25 protein-coding genes are annotated in these 26,281 nt (G+C 61.1%); 12 read left to right on the forward strand and 13 right to left on the reverse strand.

Features of this window, described 5'->3' with window-relative positions:
* Positions 1-203: 203 nt before the first annotated feature.
* Together GFU70_RS27610 and cyaY are read right to left on the reverse strand one after the other, a co-directional pair.
* On the reverse strand, positions 204-419 hold the full coding sequence (locus GFU70_RS27610) for a DUF1289 domain-containing protein (protein ID WP_116643615.1): 216 nt from the start codon (positions 417-419) through the stop codon (positions 204-206).
* 4 nt (positions 420-423) lie between these two features.
* Positions 424-756, reverse strand: a complete 333-nt coding sequence (gene cyaY / locus GFU70_RS27615) for an iron donor protein CyaY (protein WP_116643614.1) — start codon at positions 754-756, stop codon at positions 424-426.
* Positions 757-940: 184 nt separating this feature from the next.
* Here cyaY and lptM point away from each other — a divergent pair, with 184 nt between their 5' ends.
* Genes lptM through GFU70_RS27645 form a run of 6 tightly spaced genes read left to right on the forward strand, consistent with a single transcriptional unit; the run spans position 941 to position 5,542 of the window.
* Complete coding sequence (lptM, locus tag GFU70_RS27620; protein WP_013694543.1) at positions 941-1,114, forward strand: LPS translocon maturation chaperone LptM; 174 nt, start codon at positions 941-943, stop codon at positions 1,112-1,114.
* A gap of 9 nt (positions 1,115-1,123) precedes the next feature.
* Positions 1,124-2,371 (forward strand): diaminopimelate decarboxylase, encoded by a 1,248-nt coding sequence (gene lysA / locus GFU70_RS27625; protein ID WP_153389065.1) that lies wholly within the window; start codon positions 1,124-1,126, stop codon positions 2,369-2,371.
* A 4-nt stretch (positions 2,372-2,375) separates the two neighbouring features.
* Positions 2,376-3,206 carry a diaminopimelate epimerase gene (dapF, locus tag GFU70_RS27630; protein WP_058543107.1) on the forward strand — a complete coding sequence of 277 codons (831 nt, stop codon included), beginning with the start codon at positions 2,376-2,378 and terminating at the stop codon, positions 3,204-3,206.
* A gap of 13 nt (positions 3,207-3,219) precedes the next feature.
* Positions 3,220-3,942 carry a DUF484 family protein gene (locus tag GFU70_RS27635; protein ID WP_153389066.1) on the forward strand — a complete coding sequence of 241 codons (723 nt, stop codon included), beginning with the start codon at positions 3,220-3,222 and terminating at the stop codon, positions 3,940-3,942.
* On the forward strand, positions 3,942-4,841 hold the full coding sequence (gene xerC / locus GFU70_RS27640) for a tyrosine recombinase XerC (protein WP_153389067.1): 900 nt from the start codon (positions 3,942-3,944) through the stop codon (positions 4,839-4,841). The genes GFU70_RS27635 and xerC overlap by 1 nt, the downstream gene beginning before the upstream one ends.
* Positions 4,838-5,542 carry an HAD family hydrolase gene (locus GFU70_RS27645; protein ID WP_153389068.1) on the forward strand — a complete coding sequence of 235 codons (705 nt, stop codon included), beginning with the start codon at positions 4,838-4,840 and terminating at the stop codon, positions 5,540-5,542. Before xerC ends, GFU70_RS27645 begins: the two co-directional genes overlap by 4 nt.
* Before the next feature lie 208 nt (positions 5,543-5,750).
* On the opposite strand, the gene sutA is transcribed toward GFU70_RS27645, so the two are convergent.
* From sutA to glnK, 4 genes are all read right to left on the reverse strand, one after another.
* Entirely contained in the window at positions 5,751-6,074 is a 324-nt protein-coding gene (gene sutA, locus GFU70_RS27650; protein WP_007941277.1) for a transcriptional regulator SutA, read from the reverse strand.
* Between the two features lie 102 nt (positions 6,075-6,176).
* Positions 6,177-6,602, reverse strand: a complete 426-nt coding sequence (locus GFU70_RS27655; protein WP_014340828.1) for a secondary thiamine-phosphate synthase enzyme YjbQ — start codon at positions 6,600-6,602, stop codon at positions 6,177-6,179.
* A gap of 212 nt (positions 6,603-6,814) precedes the next feature.
* On the reverse strand, positions 6,815-8,140 hold the full coding sequence (locus tag GFU70_RS27660; protein WP_058543111.1) for an ammonium transporter: 1,326 nt from the start codon (positions 8,138-8,140) through the stop codon (positions 6,815-6,817).
* Between the two features lie 33 nt (positions 8,141-8,173).
* Positions 8,174-8,512 carry a P-II family nitrogen regulator gene (gene glnK, locus GFU70_RS27665; protein WP_002555808.1) on the reverse strand — a complete coding sequence of 113 codons (339 nt, stop codon included), beginning with the start codon at positions 8,510-8,512 and terminating at the stop codon, positions 8,174-8,176.
* 414 nt (positions 8,513-8,926) lie between these two features.
* Between glnK and GFU70_RS27670 the strand changes: the two genes are divergently transcribed.
* From GFU70_RS27670 to GFU70_RS27680, 3 genes are all read left to right on the forward strand, one after another.
* Positions 8,927-9,187, forward strand: coding sequence for an accessory factor UbiK family protein (locus GFU70_RS27670; protein ID WP_058543112.1), 261 nt, complete (start codon positions 8,927-8,929; stop codon positions 9,185-9,187).
* A gap of 368 nt (positions 9,188-9,555) precedes the next feature.
* The gene (locus GFU70_RS27675; protein WP_081264428.1) at positions 9,556-10,428 is read left to right on the forward strand and encodes a TylF/MycF/NovP-related O-methyltransferase; all 873 of its coding nucleotides are present in this window, start codon (positions 9,556-9,558) and stop codon (positions 10,426-10,428) included.
* 278 nt (positions 10,429-10,706) lie between these two features.
* Complete coding sequence (locus tag GFU70_RS27680) at positions 10,707-12,200, forward strand: YifB family Mg chelatase-like AAA ATPase (protein WP_058543113.1); 1,494 nt, start codon at positions 10,707-10,709, stop codon at positions 12,198-12,200.
* Positions 12,201-12,206: 6 nt separating this feature from the next.
* Here the strand turns inward: GFU70_RS27680 and GFU70_RS27685 are convergent, their stop codons facing one another.
* The 3 genes from GFU70_RS27685 to GFU70_RS27695 form a co-directional block, all read right to left on the reverse strand.
* The gene (locus tag GFU70_RS27685) at positions 12,207-13,421 is read right to left on the reverse strand and encodes an aldose 1-epimerase family protein (RefSeq protein WP_153389069.1); all 1,215 of its coding nucleotides are present in this window, start codon (positions 13,419-13,421) and stop codon (positions 12,207-12,209) included.
* A gap of 235 nt (positions 13,422-13,656) precedes the next feature.
* Positions 13,657-15,633: a methyl-accepting chemotaxis protein gene (locus GFU70_RS27690; protein WP_153389070.1), complete on the reverse strand. Its 1,977-nt coding sequence runs from the start codon at positions 15,631-15,633 to the stop codon at positions 13,657-13,659.
* 182 nt (positions 15,634-15,815) lie between these two features.
* Positions 15,816-16,736, reverse strand: coding sequence for a LysR substrate-binding domain-containing protein (locus GFU70_RS27695; RefSeq protein ID WP_058543116.1), 921 nt, complete (start codon positions 16,734-16,736; stop codon positions 15,816-15,818).
* Between the two features lie 158 nt (positions 16,737-16,894).
* Here GFU70_RS27695 and GFU70_RS27700 point away from each other — a divergent pair, with 158 nt between their 5' ends.
* Positions 16,895-18,289: a NorM family multidrug efflux MATE transporter gene (locus GFU70_RS27700; protein WP_058543134.1), complete on the forward strand. Its 1,395-nt coding sequence runs from the start codon at positions 16,895-16,897 to the stop codon at positions 18,287-18,289.
* Between the two features lie 111 nt (positions 18,290-18,400).
* On the opposite strand, the gene GFU70_RS27705 is transcribed toward GFU70_RS27700, so the two are convergent.
* Complete coding sequence (locus tag GFU70_RS27705) at positions 18,401-20,071, reverse strand: putative bifunctional diguanylate cyclase/phosphodiesterase (protein WP_153389071.1); 1,671 nt, start codon at positions 20,069-20,071, stop codon at positions 18,401-18,403.
* 272 nt (positions 20,072-20,343) lie between these two features.
* Between GFU70_RS27705 and rep the strand changes: the two genes are divergently transcribed.
* Both rep and GFU70_RS27715 read left to right on the forward strand, forming a co-directional pair.
* Positions 20,344-22,353: a DNA helicase Rep gene (gene rep, locus GFU70_RS27710; RefSeq protein WP_058543118.1), complete on the forward strand. Its 2,010-nt coding sequence runs from the start codon at positions 20,344-20,346 to the stop codon at positions 22,351-22,353.
* A gap of 58 nt (positions 22,354-22,411) precedes the next feature.
* Positions 22,412-22,984, forward strand: coding sequence for a xanthine phosphoribosyltransferase (locus tag GFU70_RS27715; protein WP_018602593.1), 573 nt, complete (start codon positions 22,412-22,414; stop codon positions 22,982-22,984).
* 54 nt (positions 22,985-23,038) lie between these two features.
* Here GFU70_RS27715 and GFU70_RS27720 read toward each other — a convergent pair whose 3' ends face one another.
* From GFU70_RS27720 to GFU70_RS27730, 3 genes are all read right to left on the reverse strand, one after another.
* Positions 23,039-24,961: an acetyl-CoA hydrolase/transferase C-terminal domain-containing protein gene (locus GFU70_RS27720; RefSeq protein WP_153389072.1), complete on the reverse strand. Its 1,923-nt coding sequence runs from the start codon at positions 24,959-24,961 to the stop codon at positions 23,039-23,041.
* Between the two features lie 135 nt (positions 24,962-25,096).
* Positions 25,097-25,510 (reverse strand): c-type cytochrome, encoded by a 414-nt coding sequence (locus tag GFU70_RS27725; RefSeq protein ID WP_058543120.1) that lies wholly within the window; start codon positions 25,508-25,510, stop codon positions 25,097-25,099.
* Positions 25,511-25,693: 183 nt separating this feature from the next.
* On the reverse strand, positions 25,694-26,242 hold the full coding sequence (locus tag GFU70_RS27730; protein ID WP_003206841.1) for a cupin domain-containing protein: 549 nt from the start codon (positions 26,240-26,242) through the stop codon (positions 25,694-25,696).
* Between the last annotated feature and the right edge of the window lie 39 nt (positions 26,243-26,281).

Consider the following 26,281-nt stretch of genomic DNA (forward strand, 5'->3'; position numbering starts at 1 on the left):
AAGGCGGGGTTTTCACGGGCCTCGATAGGTTGAGGCGTAACCGGACACTATCAGTAGGAGCTGACGAGTGCAACGAGGCTGCGATCTTGCCCCGGGCTGTAGGAGCTGACGAGCGCAGCGAGGCTGCGATCTTGACTCGGGCAATTGGGTCTTAAGCGAAAGCCCCAAGATCAAGATCAAAAGATCGCAGTCTTCGGCAGCTCCTACAAGGATCTGCGCTTGAGCGCCTCGGCACAGATGACCCGCCGCCGCTCGTCGTCGGCCGAGCGCCATTGGCGGATATCTTCCACGTGGCGCGAACAACCGAGGCAGACTTTCTGTTCATCCAGCTTGCACACGCCGGTACACGGCGACGGCACGGCCGGGCTGACGTTGCTGTAGAGCGGCTTGGGTGGCCGTTGCGCGGCGGTCTGGCTCACGCGCTCACAAGCCTTCGAAATCGAGTTCCACGTCAGCCTGCTGCTTGACGATGCGCTCGAGCATCTCGCCCAATTGTTCTTCGCTCTTGTCGCACATCCAGCGTTCGCTTTCCTCGTCGTAGTCGAAGTGAAAGCCACCGGAGACCGCCGCCAGCCACAACTGCCGCAACGGCTCCTGGCGACTGAAAATCAACTGGCTGCCGTTCTCGAACTTGACGGTGAGTACACCGGCGGAGCTTTCCAGGTCGATGTCCAGCTCACTCTCGTCGAACACATCCTCCAGCGTTTGCTGGGTCGCATCGACCAGATCGTGGAAACGGGCTTCAGTCAAACTCATTGCGGCAACCTCGAAAATGTCTGCTCATGCTCAAGCGCCGCAAGATACGGACGCTTCCCGGCGATTGCAAAGGATAACCCACTGACGACAACCAGCGCCGCCGGACGGGCGCCCCGTTGCATAGGCAAGCTGACGGGTGGCCGGTATACTCCGGCGCAATTAAAGCATTTTCAAGGATTTCGCCATGAAGCGCCTGATCTCTTCCCTTGCTGCGCTCGTCGCGGTTGCCTGCCTCGTGACAGCCTGTGGTCAAAAAGGTCCGCTGTATCTGCCTGATGACAGCAAGTCCCCTGAAGAACAGGCCAAGTCGTCGCAAGCCAAATCCCACTCGCACGACACCCACACCACCACCTACTAAGGGAACGCCATGGACGCTTTTAACTACCGTGGCGGGGAGCTGTTCGCGGAAGGGGTTGCCCTGTCCGCGATCGCCGAACGTTTCGGCACGCCGACCTATGTCTATTCCCGCGCCCACATCGAAGCCCAGTACCGGACGTTCGCCGATGCCCTCGAGGGCATGCCGCACCTGGTGTGTTTCGCTGTAAAAGCCAACTCCAACCTGGGTGTGCTCAATGTCCTGGCGCGCCTGGGCGCCGGTTTCGACATCGTCTCCGGCGGCGAACTCGAACGCGTATTGGCTGCTGGCGGCAGCGCCGACAAGATCGTGTTCTCCGGCGTCGGCAAGACCCGTGAAGACATGCGCCGCGCCCTGGAAGTTGGCGTGCACTGCTTCAACATCGAATCCACCGACGAGCTGGAGCGCCTGCAAATCGTCGCCGCCGAGCTGGGTGTCCGCGCGCCGATCTCCCTGCGCGTGAACCCGGACGTCGACGCTGGCACCCACCCGTACATTTCCACCGGCCTGAAGGAAAACAAGTTCGGCATCGCCATTGCCGACGCCGAAGACGTGTACGTGCGCGCCGCCCAACTGCCGAACCTGGAAGTGCTGGGCGTCGATTGCCACATCGGCTCGCAACTGACCACCCTGGAGCCGTTCATCGATGCCCTCGACCGCTTGCTGGCGCTGGTCGATCGCCTCGGCGACTGTGGCATCTACCTGAGCCACATCGATCTCGGTGGCGGTGTCGGCGTGCGCTATCGCGATGAAGAGCCACCGCTGGTGGCCGACTACATCAAGGCCGTGCGCGAGCGCCTCGAAGGCCGTGAACTGGCGCTGATGTTCGAGCCGGGCCGCTACATCGTCGCCAATGCCGGCGTACTGCTGACCCAGGTCGAGTACCTCAAGCACACCGAGCACAAGGATTTCGCCATCGTCGATGCAGCAATGAACGACCTGATCCGCCCGGCGCTGTACCAGGCCTGGATGGACGTCACCGCCGTGCGCCCTCGCGATACCGCTGCGCGCAGCTACGACATCGTCGGGCCGATCTGCGAAACCGGTGACTTCCTGGCCAAGGGTCGGGAGCTGGCACTGGAAGAAGGCGATCTGCTGGCCGTGCATTCGGCCGGTGCCTACGGGTTTGTCATGAGTTCCAACTACAACACTCGCGGCCGTTGCGCCGAGGTGCTGGTGGACGGTGATCAGGCATTCGAAGTGCGTCGCCGCGAGACGGTAGCCGAGTTGTTTGCCGGCGAAAGCCTGCTGCCGGAGTAAAACCATGCTGCTGCGTTTTACCAAGATGCACGGCCTGGGCAATGACTTCATGGTCCTCGACCTGGTCAGCCAGCACGCGCATATCCTGCCCAAGCACGCCAAGCAATGGGGGGATCGGCACACCGGTGTCGGTTTTGACCAATTGTTGATCGTCGAGGCGCCCAATAACCCCGATGTGGATTTCCGTTACCGGATCTTCAACGCCGACGGCTCGGAAGTGGAGCAATGCGGCAATGGCGCGCGCTGCTTCGCCCGTTTCGTGCTGGACAAGCGCCTGACCGCCAAGCGGCAGATCCGCGTCGAGACCAAGAGCGGCATCATCGAACTGGATGTGCGCAGCGACGGCCAGATCGGCGTCAACATGGGCGCTCCGCGCCTGGTTCCGGCAGAAATTCCGTTCCAAGCGCCGGCCCAGGCCTTGAGCTATCCGTTGGAAGTCGATGGCAACACGATGGAGCTGGCGGCGGTATCCATGGGCAACCCCCACGCGGTGCTGCGAGTGGCCGATATCAACAGTGCCCCGGTGCATGAGCTGGGGCCGAAAATCGAGCATCATCCGCGCTTCCCCGCGCGAGTGAACGTCGGTTTCCTGCAAGTCATCGACCGCCACCGCGCACAATTGCGCGTCTGGGAACGCGGCGCCGGGGAAACCCAGGCCTGCGGTACCGGCGCCTGTGCCGCCGCAGTCGCTGCGATCAGCCAGGGGTGGATGGATTCGCCGTTGTTGATCGATCTGCCCGGCGGGCGCCTGTCCATCGAATGGGCAGGCCCTGGTCAACCGGTGATGATGACCGGCCCGGCAGTACGCGTATACGAAGGACAAGTTCGTCTTTGAGTGAGCCAAACCCATGACCGACCAGCCACAGGTTCCAGCCCCACAGCCCGACGAATCCCCCAGCCTGCCAGAAGCCGCCGCCGTGGCGGCTTACCTGGAAGCTTATCCGGACTTCTTCGTCGAGCATGAAGAACTGCTTGCGACGATGCGCATCCCCCACCGGCGCGGCGATACCGTGTCGCTGGTGGAGCACCAGATGAAAATCCTGCGTGAGCGCAACATCGAAATGCGCCATCGTCTTTCGCACCTGATGGACGTGGCCCGGGACAACGACCGGCTGTTCGACAAGACCCGTCGGCTGATCCTGGCCCTGATGGACGCCAGCACCCTCGAAGACCTGGTCATGAGCGTCGAAGACAGCCTGCGCCAGGATTTCCAGGTGCCCTTTGTCAGCCTGATCCTGTTCGGCGACAACACCATGCCGGTGGGCCGCTGGGTGACCCACGCCGAAGCGCAGACGGCCATCGGCGGCCTGCTCACGGAAGACAAAAGCGTCAGCGGCAGCCTGCGCGAGCATGAGTTGGACTTCCTGTTCGGCGAAGAGCAGCGCAAGCAGATCGGCTCCACCGCCGTCGTCGCCATTGCCCATCAGGGCGTGCACGGCGTACTGGCTATCGCCAGTCGCGATCCGCAGCACTACAAGAGCTCGGTGGGCACGCTGTTTTTGAGCTACATCGCCGAAGTCACCGGCCGGGTGCTGCCACGGGTCGCCGGTTCGCTGCGCTCGGTACGCTGATGGAACGGCAACTGGACGCCTACTGCGAACACCTGCGCAGTGAGCGCCAGGTGTCGCCCCACACGTTGTCGGCCTATCGCCGCGACCTGGAAAAAGTGCTGGGCTGGTGCCAGAAGCAGAACATCGGCAGCTGGTCGGCCCTGGACATCCAACGCTTGCGCAGCCTCATTGCCCGCCTGCATCAACAGGGGCAATCCTCCCGCAGCCTGGCACGACTGTTGTCAGCGGTGCGCGGCCTGTATCACTACCTCAATCGCGAAGGCTTGTGCGATCACGATCCGGCCACCGGCCTGGCACCGCCCAAGGGCGAACGCCGATTGCCAAAGACCCTCGACACCGACCGCGCCCTGCAATTGCTTGAAGGTGCCGTCGAGGATGACTTCCTGGCACGGCGCGACCAGGCGATTCTCGAGCTGTTCTATTCTTCCGGCCTGCGGCTTTCAGAGCTGACAGGGCTGAACCTGGATCAACTGGACCTGGCCGATGGCATGGTCCAGGTGCTCGGCAAGGGCAGCAAGACCCGCCTGCTGCCCGTCGGCCGCAAGGCCCGTGAAGCCCTGGAGCAGTGGCTGCCGCTGCGGGCGCTGACCAACCCCGCCGACGACGCGGTCTTCGTCAGCCAACAGGGGCGGCGCCTCGGCCCGCGAGCGATCCAGTTGCGGGTCAAGGCCGCCGGCGAACGGGAGCTGGGACAGAACCTGCACCCACACATGCTCCGGCACTCCTTCGCCAGCCATCTGCTGGAATCCTCCCAGGACCTGCGCGCCGTTCAAGAGCTGCTGGGGCATTCGGACATCAAGACCACCCAGATCTACACCCACCTGGATTTCCAGCACCTGGCGACGGTCTATGACAGTGCCCATCCCAGGGCCAAACGCATCAAGGGCGACGAATCATGACCATCGAGTTGATCACTTTCGACCTGGACGACACCCTGTGGGACACCGCACCGGTGATCGCCAGCGCCGAAGCCGTACTCCGCCAATGGCTGACCGACAACGCACCGAACCTGGGCGGTCTGCCGGTGGAGCACCTTTTTTCGATTCGCGAACAAGTGCTGCGCGAGGAGCCTGGACTCAAGCACCGCATCAGCGCGCTGCGCCGGCGGGTGCTGTTTCGTGCCTTGCAGGACGCCGGCTACGACCAGTGGCAAGCCTCCGGGCTGGCAGACCAGGCCTTCGAGACGTTCCTGCATGCCCGTCATCAACTGGAGATCTTTCCCGAGGTGCAGCCCACCCTGGAGATCCTGGCCAATCATTTCGCCCTCGGTGTAGTCACCAATGGCAACGCCGACGTGCGACGCCTGGGGTTGGCGGACTATTTCAAGTTCGCCTTGTGCGCCGAAGACATCGGCATCGCCAAGCCTGACGCCCGGCTGTTCCACGAAGCCCTGCAACGCGGCGGCGCCACGGCGCAGACCGCCGTACACATTGGCGATCATCCGGGCGACGATATCGCCGGCGCCCAACAGGCCGGCCTGCGCGCGGTATGGTTCAACCCGACAGGCAAGCCCTGGGATGCCGACCACGCGCCGGATGCGGAGATTCGCAGCCTGACCGAACTGCCGGGGTTATTGGCAGGGTGGCATGGCCAGCGCTGATCCCTACCCTGTAGCCACTACATCCCTCTGTGGGAGCGAGCTTGCTCGCGAAGACGGTCTCATACTCGACAAATGAGCTGACTGATAGACCGCTTTCGCGAGCAAGCCCGCTCCCACAGGGACTGCGCCGGGCCTGAAAATGGAATCGCGCCCATGAAAAAAGCCCGCAGCGACGGCGGGCTTTTTCAGCAAGCAATGAAGCCGGTACTCAGATTGGGCGGCTGCCGTACTTGTTGTCAGGCTTCTTGGGCGGATCAGCGACCACATTGGCCTCCACTTCCTGCACCTTACCGCCCCTGGCCAGGAATTCCTCCATGGCCTTGGCGAGCGCATCACGCTCCTTGTTCTTGGCCTCTACGCTCGGCAACTCGTCGACCGACACGGCCGCCTTGGCCTTGCCTTTGGCGGTAGGAACCGGAACATCGGCCCCATCGTCATCGGCAACGTCTTCCGCCGCCGCTTCAAGGCCTTCTTCGGCCTCGTCTTCGTCGCCTACTTCGAGGTCGTCGTTTTCCAGATCATCGTCGCTCATGTTCTACCTCATGACTTGCGAAAAGCAGATTAGTTATAGCCCAGCTTCGCCATCTGTTCGAAGGCTGCCAGAAAAAATTCAACATCCGCCGGCAACCAGCGGTTATGCCCCTTCACCGTACAAGGTGGCGAGGACTTTACGAGCACCGCCGTGATCACGGTGCTCGCCCAGATAAACACCTTGCCAGGTTCCCAATGCCAACCGTCCTGCCGTGACCGGCAGGCTGAGCTGGCAACCGAGCACGCTGGCCTTGAAGTGCGCCGGGAGGTCGTCCAGGCCTTCGTCGTTGTGCTCATAATCGGCGGTTCCTTGTGGGATCAGCCGATTGAAAAATCGTTCGAAGTCTCGACGTACCGCCGGATCGGCGTTCTCGTTGATGGTCAACGAGGCCGAGGTATGCTGCAGCCACAGATGCAACAGACCGACACGACACGCCTGGAGTTCAGGCAGGCCGGCAAGCAACTCGTCCGTCACCAGATGAAAGCCCCGAGGCCTTGCCCGCAGGGTTATCAGCGTCTGTTGCCACATACAGATCTCCGCACGTTCGGCGCGCATTCTAGCGCGCTCTGGGAAAAAACAAAGGGCCTAATATTCTTGCTTCGGTGTAAGCCTTTGGCGGTATAAAAACCTGTGTCGCATCCACAACAAAAGGCGTCGGAAAAACCGCTGCACCTTGTGAGCAATGACAAATTCCAGACAAAAAAATGCCCGGCGAACCGGGCATTTTTTATTGCGTGTGCTTACAGGTTGTAACCACGCTCGTTGTGCTGGGCCAGGTCCAGGCCCACGGCTTCTTCTTCCTCGGAGACACGCAGACCCATGACGGCGTCCAGGACCTTGAGGATGATGAAGGTGACGATCGCGGTATAGATCACCGTGAAACCCACGCCCTTGAATTGAATCCACACCTGCGCACCGATATCGGTCACGGTGCCGAAGCCACCCAGGGCTGGTGCTGCGAACACACCGGTCAGGATCGCGCCGAGGATACCGCCGATGCCGTGCACGCCGAAGGCGTCCAGGGAGTCGTCGTAGCCGAGTTTGCGCTTGAGGGTGGTGGCGCAGAAGAAGCACACCACGCCCGCTGCCAGGCCAATGACCAGGGCGCCCATTGGGCCCACGGTGCCGGCAGCCGGGGTGATGGCAACCAGGCCGGCCACCACGCCCGAGGCGATGCCCAGTGCGCTTGGCTTGCCATGGGTGATCCACTCGGCAAACATCCAGCCCAGCGCCGCCGCAGCGGTCGCGATCTGGGTCACCAGCATCGCCATGCCGGCGGTGCCGTTGGCCGCGATGGCGGAGCCGGCGTTGAAGCCGAACCAGCCGACCCACAGCATGGCCGCGCCCATCAGGGTGTAACCCAGGTTATGCGGCGCCATCGGAGTAGTCGGGAAGCCCTTGCGCTTGCCCAGTACCAGGCACGCCACCAGGCCAGCAATACCAGCGTTGATGTGCACCACGGTGCCGCCGGCGAAGTCCAGCACGCCCCAGTCCCACATCAGGCCGCCGTTGCCGGACCAGACCATGTGGGCAATCGGTGCATACACCAGGGTGAACCACACGGCCATGAAGATCAGCATGGCGGAGAACTTCATCCGCTCGGCAAACGCGCCGACGATCAGGGCCGGGGTGATGATGGCGAACGTCATCTGGAAGGTGATGAACACCGCTTCAGGGAACAGGCCAGTCAGGCTATCGGGCGTGAGGCCCGCCAGGAATGCCTTGTTCAGACCCCCGACGAACGAATTGAAGTTGACGACGCCCTGCTCCATCCCCGTGGTGTCGAACGCAATGCTGTAGCCGTAAATGACCCACAGAATGCTGATCAGACCGGTAATGGCAAAGCATTGCATCATCACCGAAAGAATGTTTTTCGACCGAACCATGCCGCCGTAGAACAGCGCCAGGCCGGGAATGGTCATGAACAGTACAAGAATCGTGGCCGTGAGCATCCAGGCGGTGTCGCCGGAGTTCAGGACTGGGGCTGCCGCTTCTTCTGCCATGGCCAGGCCAGGCATTGCGAAGGACAACAGGGCTCCTAGCCCTGCGAATTTACGCAGAGTCATATTGTTTTCTCCTGGGGCGTTGGGTTTGGCGGCCTAGATAGCGTCGGTATCGGTTTCGCCGGTACGGATGCGGATAGCCTGTTCCAGATTGACCACAAAGATCTTCCCGTCACCGATCTTGCCGGTGTTGGCGGCCTTGGTGATTGCCTCGATCACCCGATCAAGATCCTTGTCGTCAATGGCGACGTCGATCTTCACCTTGGGCAGGAAATCGACCACGTATTCCGCGCCGCGATACAGCTCGGTGTGACCTTTCTGCCGACCGAAGCCTTTGACCTCAGTAACGGTAATGCCCTGCACGCCGATCTCGGACAACGACTCGCGCACGTCGTCCAACTTGAACGGCTTGATGATGGCAGTGACTAGCTTCATGAAACTTTCTCCCGAATTGGTGGACTTGCCCCAGGAAAACAAACCCGACTCAAGTCTAAGCGCAGTGCCTGGCTTTGTAACGCATCGTCGGCCCAAGTTGCCCGACAGGTGCCAGTTAACCGATCCTGACGGAACTCCCCGTTCCGTCTGCTGCACTGCATTCGTCACAGCGACTGCATCAGTGCATGGGTCATCAGCCTCTAAGCAGAAACCTTGCCATCTGCACCCAAACCCTCTGATATCAGTCTCTTGGCCACCTGCTCGATGTGCGCCGCGCCATGAAGTGCAGCGATACGCACAACAACAGTGCAGCGACGTCCAGCACCATGCGCGAAAAGCGTGCATCCCTGGCTTGCGAATTGACTATAGACACTGCGTGATACACTGCCTGCCATTGTTTTCAGGACACCTGCCATGCTTGCGCCCAAAGACCTCCTCGACGCCCTGAGCGGCCACGCCTCCCGCCTCTTGAGTGGCGACACGCCGCTGCCCAAAAGCGAAATCGAAAGCCAGTTCAAGGCCCTGCTGCAAAGCGGCTTCAGCAAACTGGACCTGGTGAGCCGGGAAGAATTCGACAGCCAGATGGTTGTGCTGGCCCGGACCCGGGCGCGGCTCGAAAGCCTGGAGGCCAAGGTCGCGGAGTTGGAGGCGAAGGTAAATCCACCTACCGAATAACCTTCCTTGCAGGGGTGGCCGAAGGCTGCGATTTGCTGTCTCGCCCTATTGCCCCCCCTATTGCCGCGCAAAGTTGGCGTTCCCGTGTACAAGGCCGTGCGTATTCTAATGGTGCCGGGGAGGCCCCCCATCGCCCGTTCAAATGATCATGCCCGGCAGGCCTAAACCAAATACTTTCTAGTAGCCTATCGCCATTGCATTTTTACACCGCCGTGCTATACAACGCTGGTTAACGTGCTATTTGCTGTTGAACATCGGTTTACGATCATGCTTAAAACTACATGAAGACACGGCTAGTGGGCTAATATTCGTCAACCCTATAAGTCTGGTAGTACCTGGAACGTCAAAAAATTAAACACGGAGATTCAATGACTCTACCTGACGATTTTTCCCCTGATAAGTATTTAGAGTTACACCCCGATGTGCTTAAGGCAGGATTAAATCCAGCACTGCATTACTTGAAATTCGGCATACCGGAAGGACGAGCTTACAAGGGTGCCGCACGTTATATTGAAAAAAAATATAACCCATTACACCCAAAAATTGATGAAACCTATAATCACGATGGGTTGGCCTCCAGACACAACCATGACTTCATGATTGATCCCGCTTACAGGACCGCCTATGGTCGCGGCGTAGCTGCCGCGGGCATGGATTACAAATGGTTCTGGAGAGTTCATGTTGGGCTTTGGGCCGCGAGATCTGCTGCGAAACTCACAGGTGACTTCGTGGAGTGCGGTGTCAATCGTGGATTCTTAAGTTCCGCTATTATGCATGACTTGGACTGGAACAAGACCAACAGAGTCTTTTATCTCTTAGACACTTTTGCTGGCCTCGATGAGCGTTATCTATCAGATGAAGAACGGGAGGGTGGTGTGTCTGAGCGTAACCGCAGAGAGATAACCTCCGGTTTCTATACAACCAATCTCGAGTCAGTGAAAAAAAATTTTGCAGAGTGGCCAAGAGCAACCATTATTCAGGGCAGCATTCCGGACACGCTCCCCCAAATTGATTCGACCCGAATTGCATTCCTGCACATTGACTTGAACTGCACGATTCCTGAAGTGGCGGCCATTGATTACTTGTGGGATCGCTTGGTACCTAATGCGTTTATTTTGTTGGATGATTACGCCTACTTTGGCTATCAGCCGCAAAAAGAAGGCATGGATCAATGGGCAGAAAAAATGAATTTGTCGATTTTGAGTTTGCCTACCGGTCAAGGTCTCTTGATCAAGCCTTGAGCTCGTATGAGGGAGATACGTCCAAGCATATGAGTAACAAAACTCTCGGTATCTATTGAGCATTCAGGTAGCGGCGGTCCGAGAGACTGCCCTCCCTTATCCCTCCCCCGGCAACGTTTCCGACGCCAAGGTTAGAGTGAGGAAAAATTTTTCTACGCGTCATTCATTTGTAACATCCGGTCCATATTTGACGGCTGCATCCTCACGCTAACTCGCCATATCGCTACTACCCTTCCAGAACCGCAGGACGCGGTTTGCCCCCACCAAAGGAACTATCCATGTCTCTGGCCATTGTCCATAGCCGCGCCCAAGTGGGTGTGGAAGCGCCCGCCGTTACCGTTGAAGTCCATCTGGCCAATGGCTTGCCGTCACTGACGATGGTTGGCCTGCCGGAGGCGGCGGTGAAGGAAAGCAAGGATCGGGTGCGCAGCGCGATCATCAATTCGGGGCTGAACTTCCCGGCACGGCGTATCACCCTGAACCTGGCGCCAGCGGACCTGCCAAAGGACGGTGGGCGCTTCGACCTGGCCATCGCTTTGGGGATCCTGTCGGCCAGTGTGCAGGTGCCAACCCTGACGCTGGACGACGTGGAATGCCTCGGTGAGCTGGCATTGTCCGGCGCGGTGCGACCGGTGCGCGGGGTCTTGCCCGCGGCGCTGGCGGCGCGCAAGGCCGGGCGCATGCTGGTGGTGCCGCGGGCCAATGCCGAGGAAGCCTGCCTGGCCTCGGGGCTGAAGGTGATCGCCGTGGACCATCTGCTCGAAGCAGTGGCGCACTTCAATGGGCATACGCCGATCGGCCCTTTCGTTTCCAATGGGCTGCTCTCGGCCAGCAAACCCTACCCCGACCTGAATGAAGTACAAGGCCAGGTCGGGGCCAAGCGGGCCTTGCTGATTGCCGCCGCGGGGGCTCATAACCTGTTGTTCAGCGGGCCGCCGGGCACCGGCAAGACACTGCTGGCGAGCCGCCTGCCGGGGCTGTTGCCACCGCTGGCCGAAAGTGAGGCCCTGGAGGTCGCGGCCATCCAGTCGGTGGCCAGTTGCGTGCCGTTGAGCCATTGGCCGCAGCGTCCGTTTCGCCAGCCACACCACTCGGCTTCCGGCCCGGCGCTGGTGGGTGGCGGGTCAAAACCGCAACCGGGGGAGATCACCCTCGCCCACCATGGCGTGCTGTTTCTGGATGAACTGCCGGAATTCGATCGTAGGGTGCTGGAGGTCTTGAGAGAGCCGCTGGAGTCTGGGCATATCGTGGTTTCTCGCGCTCGTGACCGAGTGCGCTTCCCGGCGCGTTTCCAGTTGGTGGCAGCGATGAACCCCTGCCCCTGTGGATACCTTGGCGAGCCCAGCGGCCGCTGCTGCTGTACACCGGACATGGTGCAGCGCTACCGCAACAAACTCTCCGGCCCGCTGCTGGACCGCATCGACCTGCACCTGACCGTCGCCCGGGAAGCCACGGCGTTGAACCCCAAGAGCGAAGCCGGAGACGATACCGCCACGGTCGCCGAGCAGGTGGCCGAGGCCCGGGAGCGTCAGCACCGGCGTCAGGGCTGCGCCAACGCCTTCCTCGATCTGCCGGGGTTGCGCCGGCATTGCAAGTTATCCACAACCGATGAAACCTGGCTGGAAACCGCCTGCGAACGGCTGACCTTGTCGTTGCGCGCCGCCCACCGCTTGCTCAAGGTCGCCCGGACACTGGCGGACCTGGAGCAAGCGGGGTGCATCCGCCGCGAGCACTTGGCCGAAGCGTTGCAGTATCGGCCGGCTACCCCCTGAACCGTCTCATGGTTTGCTCAGGTCTACCAACGGTGTGTTCCGCACCTCGGTTTTTTGACCGTTCTGGATAGCGTCGATGCGCTTGAGCGCCGTATCCACGGAGCCCTTGTCCGCCAACAGGCTGTAGTGGATCTGGAATTGCTTATGTTCTTTCGGCCCGATGGTGGGAACCAGGCCCAGGGGACGTTGATACCGGCGGTTATAGGAAAAACTGGTGCCTGGCTCCAACCCGGTCACGTAGCCCTGGCCTTGGGTATCGGTGTTTTTCCATAGGGAGAACACCGGAAGCGTGCTGGTGTTGAAGCCCACCGACACACCGAGGCTACCGGCCTTGTTGTGCAGCACGGTGAGCGTGTCGCCCTTGGCATCGGCGTATGGCACGACGTTATAGACGGTTTCGTCGTAATCCTTGGTGGGGGCCCGGTAGGTTTGCCAATCGGGCAAGTCACCCTTGGCCTTGTCGTTGAACGGCGAGACCTGCTTGACCGGTGCCGCGAAACGAGCGCCCTGCTCCAGGAAAGGTGTGCTGAAGTTGCTGTGGTAGAGCGCTTGGTACTCCTTCGGATAATCACCGTTGTTGGTCAGCGTATCGCTGAGCGCGAACGTCACGCTGCCAGGCTCGGTGACCAGTTCGGTCTGTACCGAGAAGTCGACCTTCTTGAACGCCTGCTCCTTCAACTCGCCACGCAGGGTGATGGCGTAGGGCGGTTTTTCATCAATGTGCAACGTGACTTTGTTGGCAGGAATATTCGCAGCGCGACCATGCAGGGTCAGCAGCTCGCCGTTGTCCATGCCGGGATGGCCGACCCACTCGTAGCCGCAACGGGTGACCAGCTCGTTGAAACCTTCAAGCCAGCCCAAGCCGCCTCGGCCGTTGAGCTCGATGAACGCCGGGTTGACCACTTCCTTGACGGGCGAATCCCACCCCATGCGCACATCACCGACTGACGCCTGCAGCACATTCATGCCACGGGTCGGGACGACTGAAAGCTTCAGGGTCCCATTGTCGATGTCGACGATGCTGACGCCTTCCTGCCGGCCACCGTGCAGGGTGCGCATCGTCACGGAAAAGGGCTTGCCGGTCTTCACGCCAAGTTGCTGGCTGGTGATTTGCCAGGGTTGGGCGGCTTTATCGGTATCCAGCAGGACGTAATCCCAAGCCATCGCATGGGAGGCAGCGCCCAAGGCGCCAAGGGTAACGAGGAGTTTGAGCGGAGTCATGGTCACGACCTTTTATTGGAGTTGTGCGGTTTTTATAGACTTGAAGAAACGTTTCAGCAAGCTTAAAAACAGCAATATTCCTAAAAAAGGGACGAGCTAAGGTTGGGAGCTTTTGTGGGAGCGAGCTTGCTCGCGATAGCGGTGGGTCAGATTGAGATGATGTTGGCTGGGCGGCCGTCATCGCGAGCAAGCTCGCACACAGGGGTGTGGGTGAACTTGCTCGTGACGGGACGCCTCAGCGGAACCGATCAACCTCTTGGCGCAGGTCCTGGGCCAGTTTTTCCAGTTCCTTGGCGGTGAGTGCCAGGTTCGAGACCACTTGGCGCTGTTCGCTGTTGGCCATGGCGATGCTTTGCAGGTTGCTGCTGAGCAGGGTCGCAGTGCTGCTTTGCTCCTGGGTGGCGGTAGTGATCGCCGCAAATTGCAGGCCAGCCGAGCGGCTTTGTTCGTCGATGCGCGCCAGGGCCGAGGCCACGTTGGCGTTGCGCGACAGGCCTTCCTGCATCAACAGGTTGCCCTGCTCCATCGTGCTGATGGCATTGCCGGTTTCCTGCTGGATGCTGTTGATCATGCTGGAAATTTCGTCAGTGGCCTGGCGGGTGCGGGAAGCCAGGCTGCGGACTTCATCGGCCACCACGGCGAAACCACGGCCCTGCTCGCCTGCGCGGGCAGCTTCGATGGCCGCGTTCAAGGCCAGCAGGTTGGTCTGCTCGGCGATCGAGGTGATGACCCCCACGATGCCGCCAATTTCCTGGGAACGCTGGCCCAAGGTATTGATGACCGAGGCGGTGCTGTTCAACGCGCCGGCAATTTGTTCCAGGGACGACGACGCTTCATCCATCGAGGTTCGACCAATGCGGGTTTGCTGGGCGTTTTCCTGGGCCAGGCGCTCGGTGTTGCCCATGTTGTCGGCAATGTTCAATGAGGTTGCACTGAACTCCTCCACTGCGCCGGCCATGCTGGTGATTTCGCCGGATTGCTGCTCCATGCCCTCATACGCCCCGCTGGACAACCCGGACAGGGCCTGGGCACGGCTGTTGACCTCCTGGGAGGCCTTGCGGATGTGCTCGACCATGGTCGACAAGGCCTGGCTCATTTGGTTGAAGGCACGGGCCAACTGACCGATCTCATCATGGCTCGACACGTTCAGGCGCACGCTCAAGTCACCGGCACCCAAGGCTTCGGCCTGGCGCACCAGATCCCCCAGCGGGGCCAGTTTGCTGCGCAGCAACCACATCGCCGAGCCGACCGCCAACAACATCGCCAGCAGGCTGCCAATGGCCAGTTGCGTACCGACGCTCCAGGTCACGGCGCGAATCTCGGTCTTGGGCATGCTCGCCACCACCGCCCACGGCCCCTCTTCGAACGGCACGGCAACGCTGTAGAAATCTTCGGCGGTATCGGTCCAGAACGCGCCCTTGCCCGGTTTCTTGACCAGGCCAACGATGGTCGCGCTCGCCTGGTCCAGCGCCTGCACGCCGGCCGGAGGCACGAGCCATTTATTTTGTTCGTCCAGCAGGGCCAGCGAACCGGTCTGGCCAATGCGGAAGCGCTTGAGGTTCTCGAACTGCGCGTTCTGCGCATCGGTGTAGTCGAAACCTACGTACAGCACGGCAATGATCTTGCCGCTGCTGTCGCGTACGGGCGTGTACTGCGACATGTAGTAACGTCCGAACAGCAAGGCGCGGCCGATGTAGCTTTTCCCGCCTATCACGGGGCCGTAAGCCGGCCCGGCGCGGTCGAGCAAGGTGCCGATGGCCCGCGTACCGTCCTGCTTGGTCAATGACGTGCTGACGCGGATGAAGTCGTCGCCGTTGCGCACGAATACCGTCGCCACCCCGGCCGTCATTTGCTTGAACTCATCAACTTCCTTGAAGTTGTTGTTCAACACTTCGCTGCCCAGGCTCAAGCCTGGGGTTTGTACGCCCGCCACCGTCACCGGCTGGTCCGGATGCACGTTCAGGCCAGCGCTGAAACGCTTTTCGAACAGACCGGCCAGGCGCTGGGTGCTCTCGCGCAAGGTGCTGTGGAAGGTATTGAGCTGATCGGCCATCAGGCGCGCTTCGCTGGCCAGGTGTTCTTCACGGGTGGCGAGGTTGGCAGCGTCCAGCGAACGCAGGGCGAAGACGGTACTGCCGGAGATCACGACCGCCAATATCACAGCGAGGGCAAGGCCTAGCTGTGAGGCGATCCGGGCACGGGGTTGAGACATGACGGCTCCTGGCCGAGAGACCGGATCATCCTGATCACGCTCGCACGCTCGGCATTTTCGAGTGAGGTGTAAGTTGGGCCCTTTCTGCACGAAGGTTCCATCCTCACTTCGGCGGCAAAACCAAATACTTGAGCGGTTTAGAAGGATTAATGCCAAGTGGCTAGCACGGCAACTGCAACGTTTCAGCCCAGGCGCTGCACGTCGGGTAATTGCATGGCCCTCACCTCACCCTGGAGGAAGTCGCTGAGCCGGCGCAAACGTTCACCTCCCGGGCGGGTTTTCGGCCAGACCAGATAATAGTGCTCACCGCTGGCGACAGCCGTCGGCCATGGCAGGCTCAGGCGTCCCTGGGCGACATCCTCGGCCACCATCAACAGGTCGCCCATGGACACCCCATAGCCACGTGCCGCCGCGATCATGCCCAGCTCCAGGGTATCGAACACCTGCCCCCCCTTGAGCGAGACCTTGTCGGACAGGCCCATGCGTTGCAGCCAATTGCGCCAGTCCCGGCGATCGGGCGTGGGATGCAGCAGCTCCGCGCTGGCCAACCGCGCCACATCCCAGGGTTGATCGTTCAACAGGTTCGGCGCGCCCACCGGGATCAATTCCTCGGGGAACAGCAAACTGGCCTCCCAGTCCGCCGGGAAATGCCCGTTGCCCAGCAACACGGCGCAATCGAAGGGCTCGGCGTTGAAGTCCACCGAGTCGATGTCCATCCAGGCACTGGTCAGCTGCACCTCGTTGCCAGGCTGCAAATGCCGGAAGCGACTCAAGCGCGCCAACAGCCAGCGCATGGTCAGCGTGGAAGGCGCTTTCATTCGCAGGATGCCATCCTCGCCATGCAAGGTGTGGCAGGCCCGCTCCAGCGCCATGAAGCCCTCACGTACGCCCGGCAACAGCAACCGTGCCGCCTCGGTCAATTGCAGGTTGCGGCCGCTGCGCAGGAACAGCCGACAGGCAAAGTGATCTTCCAGCGTGCGAATGTGCCGGCTGACCGCGCTCTGGGTGATCGACAGCTCTTCAGCGGCCCGGGTGAACGAGCTGTAGCGCGCCGCGGCTTCGAATGCCCGCAGCGCATAAAGAGGAGGAAGACGACGAGGCATCGCAAAAGCTCCATGGCGAGGTCTGCAAACCCTACCAGAAACACGTCCAGCATGAGTTTTAATCATGCCAGCGATCTTTTTTATCCCTTTGTGCAATCCGCCGAGAGCGCCGAGAATCGTTGCTTTACTGCCTTGTTTGAACATGGAGCGTGATGATCATGCGGCATCCGGCGCGTATCGAACTCTGGGCCATCCTGCGGCTGGCGGGGCCGTTGATTGCCTCGCAGTTGGCGCACATGCTGATGGTGCTCACCGACACCGTGATGATGGCGCGCCTGAGCCCCCAAGCCCTCGCCGGCGGCGGGCTCGGGGCGGCCACCTATTCGTTCGTGTCGATCTTCTGCATCGGCGTGATCGCCGCGGTGGGCACCCTGGTCGCGATCCGCCAGGGCGCAGGCGATGTCGAAGGCGCCACCCGGCTGACCCAGGCCGGACTATGGCTGGCCTGGCTGATGGCGCTGATGGCCGGGTTGCTGTTGTGGAACCTCAAGCCGGTGCTGCTGATGTTCGGCCAGACCGAAACCAACGTGCTGTCCGCCGGACAGTTCCTGCTGGCACTGCCGTTCGCCCTGCCCGGCTACTTGAGTTTCATGGCCCTGCGCGGCTTCACCAGCGCCATCGGCCGGGCCACACCGGTCATGGTGATCAGCCTCGGCGGCACCGTGGCCAACTTCCTGCTCAACTACGCGCTCATCACCGGCATGTTCGGCCTGCCGAAACTCGGCTTGATGGGCATCGGCCTGGTCACGGCCATCGTTGCCAACTGCATGGCCCTGGCGCTGGCCTGGCATATCCATCGGCACCCGGCCTACCGTGCCTATCCACTGCTCGACGGCCTGTCGCGGCCCAATCGCCAGTACCTCAAGGAGCTGTGGCGCCTGGGCCTGCCGATTGGCGGCACCTACGCGGTGGAGGTCGGGCTGTTTGCGTTCGCCGCGCTGTGCATGGGCACCATGGGCAGCACGCCGTTGGCAGCCCACCAGATCGCGCTGCAAATCGTCTCGGTGGCGTTCATGGTACCGGCCGGGATGTCCTACGCCATCACCATGCGCATCGGCCAGCACTACGGTGCCGGGCAACTGCTGATGGCACGCCTGGCCGGTCGGGTCGGGATTGGCTTTGGTGCGGCGGCCATGCTGGCGTTCGCCATGGTGTTCTGGCTGCTGCCCCATCAATTGATCGGCTTGTTCCTGGACCACGACGACCCGGCGTTTCGCGACGTGATCAACCTGGCCGTGAGCCTGCTGGCGGTGGCGGCGTGGTTCGAGCTGTTCGATGGCACGCAAACCATTGCCATGGGTTGCATTCGCGGGCTCAAGGACGCCAAGACCACCTTCCTGGTGGGTCTGGGTTGCTATTGGCTGATCGGCGCTCCGGCGGCGTGGTGGATGGCGTTTCACCTGAACTGGGGGCCGACTGGCGTCTGGTGGGGCTTGGCCCTGGGGCTGGCCTGCGCGGCCGTGAGCCTGACGGCGGCGTTTGAATGGAAGATGAAGCGGATGATTCGCAGTGAGCCTGGGCAGCAACGCTTCCAAGCCATCCAGGCCGATTGAGATGTATCCCCCTGTGGGAGCGAGCTTGCTCGCGATAGCGGTGTGTCAGTCAAAATAAATGGGACAGACCTATCGCCATCGCGAGCAAACTCGCTCCCATAGGGTTTTGTGTCAGCTGATTTCCAGCATCGACTGTTGATCACCCTCGAACGTCAGGTATTCAACCAACTCCGGCAACGGCAACGGCTTGCTGATCAGGAAACCCTGCACCTGGTCACACCCGAAGCCGCGTAGCAGGTCCAGTTGTTCCTGGGTTTCCACACCTTCGGCCACCACTTCCAGGTTGAGGTTATGCGCCAGGTTGATCATCGCGTGCACCAGTTTGCGGTTCTCTTCGCGCTGCTCCATGCCGCCGACGAAACTCTTGTCGATCTTGAGCAGGGCGATGGGCAGGCTGTTGAGGTGCACGAACGAGGAGAACCCGGTGCCGAAGTCGTCCAGGGAGAAGCGCACCCCCAGGCGGCCCAGGGCATCCATGGTCTGCTTGACCAGTTCGCTACGGCGCATGACGGCGGTTTCGGTGAGTTCGAACTCCAGCCACTGCGCCTCGACACCCCGCTCGGCAATCAGTCGACTCAAGGTTGGCAGCAACTGGCTGTCCTGGAACTGTCGGAACGACAGGTTGACCGCCATGTGCAACGGCGCCAGCCCCCGCTCGCGCAAAGCCTGCATGTCCCGCAGCGCCCGGGAAATCACCCAGTAGCCCAGCGGCACGATCAGGCCGCTCTGTTCGGCCAGCGGCACGAACTCACTCGGTGGCAGCAAGCCACGTTCCCCATGACGCCAGCGCACCAGGGCTTCGAGGCCGACGATGTGGCCGCCATCAAGGTTCAACCGTGGCTGGTAATGCAGCTCCAGCTCGTCGCGGCGCAGTGCCCGGCGCAGTTCGCTTTCCAGGTCGGCGAGGCTGCGGGCATTGCGATTGATGCGCTCGTTGAAGATATGAAAAGTGCAGCCCTGGGTGCTCTTGGCCTGCTGCATGGCGATGTGGGCGTGCCACATCAGCGGATCGGCGCCGGCCTGGGCGCGAGCGTGGGCAACCCCCAGGCTGCAGCCGATCAGCAGGCTTTCACCGTCCACCCAATAGGGTTCGGCCAAGGCTTCCGTAATACGCTCGGCCATCCACTCGGCCCGCTGTGGCGCGCGGCGGGTGTCGATCAGCAGGGCGAATTCATCACTGCCCAACCGCGCCAATTGATCGCCGGCCTCGAGCGAGCCCTTGAGCCGCGACACCACTTGCAGGATCAAGCGGTCACCGGCCTGATGGCCGAGGGCGTCGTTGGCGTGACGAAAGTTGTCCAGGTCCAGGTGACCGAGCGCCAGGCCACGGCCGTCGTTTTCCGCCAGGCGCGCCGCCAGCAGCGTCTGGAAGCCCTGGCGATTGGCGATGCCCGTCAAGGGGTCCTGTTCGGCAAGGCGCTGCAAGGTGTTTTCCAGCACGCCCCGTTCGCGCACATGCCGCAGGCAACGACGCAGGGTCGCGCTGTCGAGGACATCACGCACCAACCAGTCGCTGACACCGTCGGGGGCAACCGCCGGCTCGTGCTCGAGCAACAGGATCGTCGGCAGGCTGCAACGGCCCGGCGCCGGCTGCAACGCCGCGACGGTCAGCAACACCGCGTTGCGATTATCTTCGAACAGGCTGCTGACTGACTCCCAGCTCGGGGCGCTGATCAACACGACCAAGGGCCCCAAGGGCGCCAGGCACTCGCGCAATATTGCTGACCACGCAGGCTCTTGGGCCAATAACAGCAAACGCAAGGGTTCGACAGGCGTTGACAAGCTGACTCCCTAGACTCTGCAAGGTGGTAGGCGCCGGGCATTATGACGTGCCCATGGGCAATGACCAATGCCAATGGTTCTCAAACACGCGGTTTCGGTGGTTTTTTCCACTCCAAATCCTGCGCTGGACGCAATTGGCCTCACATCCTGCGTGAAAGTAACAAAAGCGGCAAATGACAATGCGCTGTGCGTCACAAGTCGGACAGAGCAGCACAATTCTCTGAGCCTGTTAAAATGCCGGCCCATTTCGCAAACGACTCCCTGATCCTGTCATGTCCCGACTCAATCCTCGGCAGCAAGAAGCCGTGAACTATGTCGGCGGCCCTCTTTTGGTGCTCGCCGGTGCAGGCTCCGGCAAGACCAGCGTAATCACCCGAAAGATCGCGCACCTGATCCAGAATTGTGGCATCCGCGCCCAGTACATCGTCGCCATGACCTTTACCAACAAAGCCGCCCGGGAAATGAAAGAGCGGGTCGGTGGCCTGCTGCGCGCCGGTGAAGGCCGCGGCCTGACGGTCTGCACCTTCCACAACCTGGGCCTGAACATCATCCGCAAGGAACACGCGCGGCTGGGCTACAAACCGGGCTTCTCGATTTTCGACGAGACCGACGTCAAGGCCCTGATGACTGACATCATGCAGAAGGAATACTCGGGCGACGACGGCGTGGATGAGATCAAGAACATGATCGGCGCCTGGAAAAACGACCTGATCCTGCCGCCCGAGGCCCTGGAAAACGCCCGCAACCCCAAGGAACAGACCGCCGCCATCGTCTACGCCCACTACCAGCGCACGCTCAAGGCGTTCAACGCGGTGGACTTCGACGACCTGATCCTGCTGCCGGTCAAGCTGTTCCAGGACCACGCCGACATTCTCGAGAAATGGCAGAACAAGGTCCGCTACCTGCTGGTGGACGAATACCAGGACACCAACGCCAGCCAGTATTTGCTGGTGAAGCTGCTGATCGGCAAGCGCAACCAATTCACCGTGGTGGGTGACGACGACCAGTCGATCTATGCCTGGCGCGGCGCGCGGCCGGAAAACCTGATGTTGCTCAAGGAAGACTATCCGTCGCTCAAAGTGGTGATGCTGGAGCAGAACTACCGCTCCACCAGCCGTATCCTGCGCTGCGCCAACGTGCTGATTTCCAACAACCCCCACGAGTTCGAAAAACAACTGTGGAGCGAGATGGGCCACGGCGACGAGATCCGCGTGATCCGTTGCCGCAACGAAGACGCCGAAGCCGAGCGCGTGGCCATGGAAATCCTCAGCCTGCACCTGCGCACTGACCGGCCGTACAGCGATTTTGCGATCCTGTACCGCGGCAACTACCAGGCCAAGCTGATCGAGCTGAAACTGCAGCATCACCAGATCCCTTATCGCCTGTCAGGGGGCAACAGCTTTTTCGGACGCCAGGAAGTGAAGGACCTGATGGCCTACTTCCGCCTGATCGTGAACCCGGATGATGACAACGCCTTCCTGCGGGTGATCAACGTGCCGCGCCGGGAAATCGGTTCGACCACCCTGGAAAAACTCGGCAACTACGCCACCGAACGCAAGATCTCGATGTACGCCGCCACCGACGAAATCGGCCTGGGCGAGCATCTGGACAGCCGTTTCACCGATCGCCTGGCGCGCTTCAAGCGCTTCATGGACAAGGTCCGCGAACAGTGCGCCGGCGAAGACCCGATTTCGGCGCTGCGCAGCATGGTCATGGACATCGACTACGAGAACTGGCTGCGCACCAACAGCTCCAGCGACAAGGCTGCCGACTACCGCATGGGCAACGTCTGGTTCCTGATCGAGGCATTGAAGAACACCCTGGAAAAAGACGAAGACGGCGACATGACGGTCGAGGATGCCATCGGCAAACTCGTGCTGCGCGACATGCTCGAACGCCAGCAGGAGGAGGAAGACGGCGCCGAAGGTGTGCAAATGATGACGCTGCACGCCTCCAAGGGCCTGGAATTCCCCTACGTGTTCATCATGGGCATGGAAGAAGAAATCCTGCCGCACCGCTCCAGCATCGAGGCCGACACCATTGAAGAAGAACGGCGCCTGGCCTATGTCGGGATTACCCGTGCCCGTCAGACGCTGGCCTTCACCTTCGCCGCCAAGCGCAAGCAATACGGCGAAGTGATCGACTGCGCCCCCAGCCGCTTTCTCGATGAACTGCCGCCGGACGACCTGGCCTGGGAAGGCAACGACGACACACCGACGGAAGTCAAAGTCGTTCGCGGCAACAGTGCCCTGGCCGATATACGAGCGATGTTGAAGCGTTAGTTTTCCACCACACTTTTTACCCAATCCAGGCGCCGCAGGCGTCACCAGAGGAGGCTTCATGGAAGCCCTGCACCAGAAAATTCGCGAGCAAGGCATCGTGCTTTCCGATCAGGTCCTGAAAGTCGACGCGTTCCTGAACCATCAGATCGACCCGCAGTTGATGAAACTGATCGGCGACGAATTTGCCGCGTTGTTCAAGGACTCGGGCATCACCAAGATCGTCACCATCGAAGCCTCAGGGATTGCCCCGGCGATCATGACCGGCCTGAACCTTGGCGTACCGGTGATCTTCGCCCGCAAACAACAGTCCCTGACCCTGACGGAAAACCTGCTGTCGGCCACTGTGTATTCGTTCACCAAGAAAACCGAAAGCACCGTCGCCATCAGCCCGCGTCACCTGACCAGCAGCGACCGGGTACTGATCATCGATGACTTCCTGGCCAACGGCAAAGCCTCCCAGGCGCTGATCTCCATCATCAAGCAGGCCGGCGCCACCGTCGCCGGGCTGGGGATCGTGATCGAGAAGTCATTCCAGGGCGGTCGCGCGGAACTCGATGCCCAGGGCTATCGGGTTGAATCGTTGGCGCGGGTGAAGTCGCTAGCCGGTGGGGTTGTGACCTTCATCGAATAACCCTGTGCCTCCTGTGGGAGCAAGCTCGCTCCCACAGGGGTTTTAGGTGGGTCGCTAAGGCGCGGTGGCCTTAAGCCCCGCCAACAACAACCGTTGAAACAACTCTTCTTTCAGCCCTTCAGGGCTGGCCAGCTGCATCCGCTCCAGATGCCCGGCAAACTCCCAAGGTTCCGGCGCATCGAGCGCGGCTTTGCCCAACTCCAGGATCTCGGTGAGCTTGAACTTGCTCTTGAGCCAGTTCAGTGCCCGCAGCAGGTCCCGCTCGACCTCATCGAAATCACACCCCAGCGGGTATTCGGGAAACAGAGTCGGATGCCGCGCCTGGATCGCCTGCAAGCGTTCCGATGTGTTGTCGGCGAACCGCGGATCGAGACGGAAGTCCTTCGGCAGCTTGCCGGCACTTTGCGCCTGCTCGATCAGCCCGGGCTGGAAGCGTGAATCGCTGATATTGAGCAACGCCTCGATCACTGCGGCGTCGGTCTTGCCTCGCAGGTCGGCGATGCCGTATTCGGTCACCACGATGTCGCGCAAGTGCCGCGGAATCGTGCAATGGCCGTACTCCCAGACGATGTTCGAGCTGATCTCGCCCGCGGCCTCACGCCAACTGCGCAGCAGCAGGATCGAACGCCCGCCCTCCAGCGCATGGCCCTGGGCAACGAAGTTGTACTGCCCGCCCACACCGCTGAGCACCCGCCCGTCTTCCAACTGATCGGCCACCCCGGCCCCCATCAGGGTCATGGTGAAGACCGTGTTGATGAACCGGGCGTCCAGGCGCTGCAGGCGCTTGAGATGTTCCTGGCCGTACAGCTCGTTGATGTAACTGATGCGCGTCATGTTGAATTCAAGAAGACGGCTGTGCGGCAACTCACGCAGGCGTTGGTAAAAACTGCGCGGCCCGAGGAAGAACCCGCCGTGTATGCAGATGCCGTCGGGCTGCGCCGCCTCGTCGAGGGTACCGGCGTTGGCCCGTTCCTGGGTTGGAACGTCGGGGTAGACCTTGCGCCGGATGATCCCGGCCTCGGCCAGCACCAGCAAACCGTTGACGAACATTTCACTGCAGCCGTACAGCCCTTTGGCAAATGGCTCGACCCCGCCCTCGCGCTCGATCAGTTGCGCCCACTGGCTTAGGTTCAGGTCCACCAGCAACGCCTGGTAACCGGCGTTGTCGGCCTGGCGCGCCAGCAGCGCCGCCGTCAAGGCATCGCCCATGGCGCCGATGCCGATCTGCAGCGTCCCGCCGTCGCGCACCAGGGTACTGGCGTGCAGGCCGATCAGATGGTCCTGCAAGCCCACCGGCATGTTCGGCGTGGAAAACAACGTGTGGTTGTCCTTCTCATCGATCAACAGGTCGAAAACGTCGATGCCGACTTCCGCGTCACCCGGCATGTACGGCAAATCGTTGTGCACCTGGCCGACCAGGAGGATGGTTTCTCCGGCGGCCCGGCGCTTGGCGATCATCGGCAGCAGGTCGAGGGTGATGTCCGGGTTGCAGCTCAGGCTCAGGCGATCCGGATGCTGTGGCTCGCTCGCCACCAATTGCGCCACCAGGTTCAAGCCGGCAGCGTTGATATCCCGGGCCGCGTGGCTGTAGTTGCTGCTGACATAGTTCTGCTGGGCCGACGCGCTGTGCAACAGGCTGCCGGGCTGCATGAAGAACTGCTCGACCCGTATGTTGGGTGGCACACTGTCCTGATGCAGGTCGGCCAGGTAATCCAGTTCGGCATAGTCGCCGAAGACCCGCTCGACAAAGGGCTCGAGGAAACGCTTCTGCAGGCCATCACCCAGGTTTGGCCGCCCCAGGCTCAGGGCCGTGTAGATCGTCAGCTGTCGCTCGGGTAGTTGAGCGATGCGCCGGTACAGCGCGTTGGCGAACAGGTTGGGTTTGCCCAGCCCCAGGGGCATGCCCAGATGAATATGCGCGGGCAGGCGCTCGAGCACGTCATCCACCGCTTGTTCGATTGAACACAACTGCACCATCGCACCCTCCTGGACATTCCATGAATGTGGGTTGGACCGAGCTTGCCGGGTCTTGGTTGCGATGAACAGCCCTGAAGAACCCCAGGCACAAAAAAGCCGCTCGTAAGCGGCTTTCTTGTGCAGGATGTCGGCGTATTACAGGCCAGACATCTCTTTGATGGCGCCCTTGAGCTCTTCATCCGAGCAATCGGCGCAGGTGCCTTTTGGCGGCATGGCGTTGATGCCGGTAATGGCCTTGGCCAGGATGCCGTCGAGGCCGCCCTGGTGATCGGCGCGCTCTTTCCAGGCTGCCGTGTCACCGATTTTCGGCGCACCCAGCAGGCCGGTACCGTGGCAAGCATTGCAATGTTTGGCAATGATATCTTTCGGCGCCTTGGCACCGCCAGCGCCGCCGGCGGCAGTGGCAACTTCCATGCCTTTGCATTCTTTCCCCTGGACGCAGACCTGGCCGACGGGTTCGAGGCGCTTGGCGATTTCGTCGGTGGTCGCCGCTTGGGCACTGACTGCCCATAGGGCCAATACGGTTGCTGGTGCAGCCAGCATTTTCATAATTAGGTTCACGCGTACACCCTCAATGGTGGCTAGTCACGCCTGCGGCCACGGTTTGCAGGCGGGCGCAAGTATAGCGGTAAGCCCGTCACACTGAAACAACCCCAAAGTCGCAAGGGTCTTGTTTGCGATGACAGCTCATTGCTTGGACGCCTTTGCCCTGCGGGGCCGGCGCCGCTTTTTCTAGAAATTGGCCGGTGTGGCTGCGCTGATCAGTCGCGCCGGCACGTCGAACGGATTACGAAAACGGTGCGGCTTGGTGCTTTCGAAATAGTAGCTGTCGCCGGCTTCGAGCACGAAGGTTTCGACACCGACCACCAGTTCCAGCCGCCCTTCCACCAGGATCCCGGTTTCCTCGCCTTCGTGGGTGAGCATCTCTTCACCGGTGTCGGCGCCAGGCGGATAGATCTCGTTGAGGAAGGCAATCGCCCGGCTCGGGTGCGCCCTGCCCACCAGCTTCATGGTCACGGCGCCGTCGGAGATGTCGATCAGTTCGTTGGCTTTATAGACGATCTGAGTCGGTTTCTCCTGAAGGATTTCTTCGGAGAAAAACTCGACCATGGACATGGGAATCCCGCCAAGGACCTTACGCAGCGAGCTGATCGAGGGGCTGACGCTGTTCTTCTCGATCATCGAAATAGTGCTGTTGGTGACGCCCGCGCGCTTGGCGAGTTCACGCTGGGAAAGGCCTTTGAGTTTACGAATGGATTGCAGTCGTTCACCGACGTCCAATGCTGGAGCCTCCAGGGAATCAGGTTGTGAGGAAAGTGA

The sequence above is a fragment of the Pseudomonas brassicacearum genome (genome assembly GCF_009601685.2).
GTDB classification, from domain to species: Bacteria; Pseudomonadota; Gammaproteobacteria; order Pseudomonadales; family Pseudomonadaceae; genus Aquipseudomonas; species Aquipseudomonas kilonensis_B.